This is a genomic window from Clostridium tanneri (assembly GCF_033659955.1).
In the GTDB taxonomy this organism is placed as follows: Bacteria; Bacillota; Clostridia; order Clostridiales; family Clostridiaceae; genus Clostridium_AM; species Clostridium_AM tanneri.
The window spans coordinates 1-2,625 of the sequence record NZ_JARUJP010000056.1 but is presented as its reverse complement, the minus strand read 5'-3'; the positions used below and the strand labels follow the sequence as shown (position 1 = coordinate 2,625).

Here is a 2,625-nt window from a genome sequence, read left to right as displayed (position 1 = left end):
ATATGTTCTTGAAAATAGACTAATATAGAAGGAGTTAAAAGATAAAGATTATTTAAGGAGTGATTCTATGAGGAAATGTATTGTAATAATGGGATAGTCAGAAAAGTAGTATAATATAAAGGAGAGAGTTAAATATGACTATTCCAAATTCAAACAAAGTATATCCAAGAAGCAACGATTACCAAACTATATATCTTAAAAACGTAATTACAAGAGATAATATAAAAGTTGGAGATTATACAATATATAATGATTTTTATAATGACCCAAGAGATTTTGAAAAAAATAATGTCCTATACCAGTATCCTGTAAACAAGGATAAATTAATAATTGGGAAGTTTTGTTCAATTGCATGTAGAGCAAAGTTTCTTATGACCAGTGGAAATCACTCAATGAAATCACTATCTACTTACACCTTTCCAATATTTTATGAGGAATGGGGTTTAGACGTCAGCCATATAACAGATGCCTGGGACAATAAGGGAGATATTGTAATTGGAAATGATGTGTGGATAGGTTATGACGCTATAATTATGTCAGGTGTGAAAATTGGTGATGGTGCAATTATTGGAACAAGAGCAATAGTTACTAATGATGTTCCACCTTATACTATTGTTGGAGGCATACCTGCAAAAGTTATAAAGAAAAGGTTTAGTGACGATACAATTTTAAAACTATTGAAAATTAAGTGGTGGAATTGGTCATACGAAAAAATTGAGGCTAATATTCAATACATTCAATCAGGAAATATTGATGAAGTGGAAACTTGAATCAGATGGAGTTTCCACTCCATCTGATTCTTAGTTGAGCGAATCCAGGGACGTACCCACTCGGAACGTAATCTTAGAGAAAAGTAGAGAACCAAAATCTTTGATTTTGTGTGAATCACTTTCACACCCTGCGAGGGAGTATTAGAGCGGGTAGTTATCGGATAAATTAGTTTAAGGTTTTATGACTAATTTCCAACATATTAGGTAACAAAAGTTTGGGTGCACTGAACGCTGGTGTTCAGTGCACCCAAACTTTTGTGCCCCAATATACTTTTATTCCAACTCATATTCAATTGTTTCAAGCCAATTTATAACCTCTTCCGGTAGAGCGGTGCCGTTTATGGCAATGCCAGGTAAAATTGTAGATTTTGAGCATTCTTTAGCTATATCATCTTCAATTTGGCAAAATCCACCGCCTCCATGAGTGCAAAAGGGAATTACTGTTTTGCCTGTAAAATCATGTTGTTTAAGAAAACTCATAACTGGCGGAGCTAATGTTTTAAACCAGTTAGGCGTGCCTATAAATATTGTTTGATAATCATCTATTGATTGGTTTCCAGATATTAGTTTAGGGCAAAATCCTCGAGCAATTTGATTTCTTACTTCTTTAGCGGCGGTATTATAATCAAAGGAATAATTCTTATCAGGAATTAATTCTATTATAGTGCCACCAGTATGTTTTGCTATTTCTAGTGCTAAATTTTTTGTGTTTTGGAAGAGGGAATAATATACAATTAATGTACTGTTCATATATGTTTTTTCTCCTTTTTATTAAATAACAATTAATCATAGTGCCTTACATTAAACACAGATGTTCACGTATCTTTTAAATTTCCCTTTAGATACATCACATTTATCAATAATTTTAAAACCAGAGGAAATAAGATATTCATCCAAGTCCTCATGGGAGAGGATAACAATCTTATCTGATATTCTACGGGCAGTTTTCATAATATCCACCTGCTCTTTAAGGGTAGTTGGAGAAAACAGCCCATAGGGAAGATCAACAATGGATACATCAAATTTCTCCTGAATATTATGCATATCACCATTAGTTATCACATTTTCATAGTCAAAGTACTGAAGATTTTTCTTTGCATTCTCTGCAATAAGGGGGTTAATTTCCCAGCCCTTAATGTTAATTCCCATATCAAGAGCTTCTAGCACCACTGTTCCTACGCCGCAGCAGGGGTCTACTACTGTGGATTTTAAATTATTAGCTACAGCTATATTTACGATAGCTCTGGAAACACGTACTCCTAAACCATTAGAGTATGAATAGGGTTTTCTATTATGATACTGCCAATTAAACTCATTAGCCTTATACTCTCCAAAAATCCATTTTCCATGAACCTTTATCACAGCTAGAAGTATTTCTGGAGATCGGAGATCTGCTTCTCCTTCTATATTCATTCCAATTTGAAACTCAATTTTACGTCTTTCCTCTAAGTGGAGAGTTTCATCGCCATAGTTTATATAACTAACTTTGAACCTTTCGTAAGATAAGTTATCAGCTTTCATTTGGGACAGGATGTCTTCCAGTGTGTTTCCTGTATAAATTATAGATATACACTGCTTTATAAAAGGACTTCTAGAAGGATCTACATAGTGATAAGAAAAAAAGTGTTTTATTTTTGGAATTTTGTTAAAAAGATATTTCATCTCCATTTGGCAGAGAGATTCTTCATCTTTATTGTGATTGATTATATAAAAGTAAGGTTTTATCTTTCCTAATTTATTACGTCTTGGGTTAGCGTTATTTTGTAAATTTTCTTTAATACTTAGTCTCTTTAACATATTTAAATACCTTTCTTTAAGAGTTTAGAAAAACAAAGGTACTAGCAGAAACAGTTAA

The 2,625-nt window shown here is 32.8% G+C and carries 3 protein-coding genes; 1 reads left to right on the top strand and 2 read right to left on the bottom strand.

The window, feature by feature from the left end; genetic code table 11:
* Window positions 1-134 precede the first annotated feature (134 nt).
* Complete coding sequence (locus P8V03_RS18785) at window positions 135-770, top strand: CatB-related O-acetyltransferase (protein ID WP_318799343.1); 636 nt, start codon at window positions 135-137, stop codon at window positions 768-770.
* Window positions 771-1,043: 273 nt separating this feature from the next.
* Here the strand turns inward: P8V03_RS18785 and P8V03_RS18780 are convergent, their stop codons facing one another.
* Both P8V03_RS18780 and P8V03_RS18775 read right to left on the bottom strand, forming a co-directional pair.
* Window positions 1,044-1,520 carry a flavodoxin gene (locus P8V03_RS18780; RefSeq protein ID WP_318799342.1) on the bottom strand — a complete coding sequence of 159 codons (477 nt, stop codon included), beginning with the start codon at window positions 1,518-1,520 and terminating at the stop codon, window positions 1,044-1,046.
* 51 nt (window positions 1,521-1,571) lie between these two features.
* The gene (locus tag P8V03_RS18775; protein ID WP_318799341.1) at window positions 1,572-2,567 is read right to left on the bottom strand and encodes a TRM11 family SAM-dependent methyltransferase; all 996 of its coding nucleotides are present in this window, start codon (window positions 2,565-2,567) and stop codon (window positions 1,572-1,574) included.
* Between the last annotated feature and the right edge of the window lie 58 nt (window positions 2,568-2,625).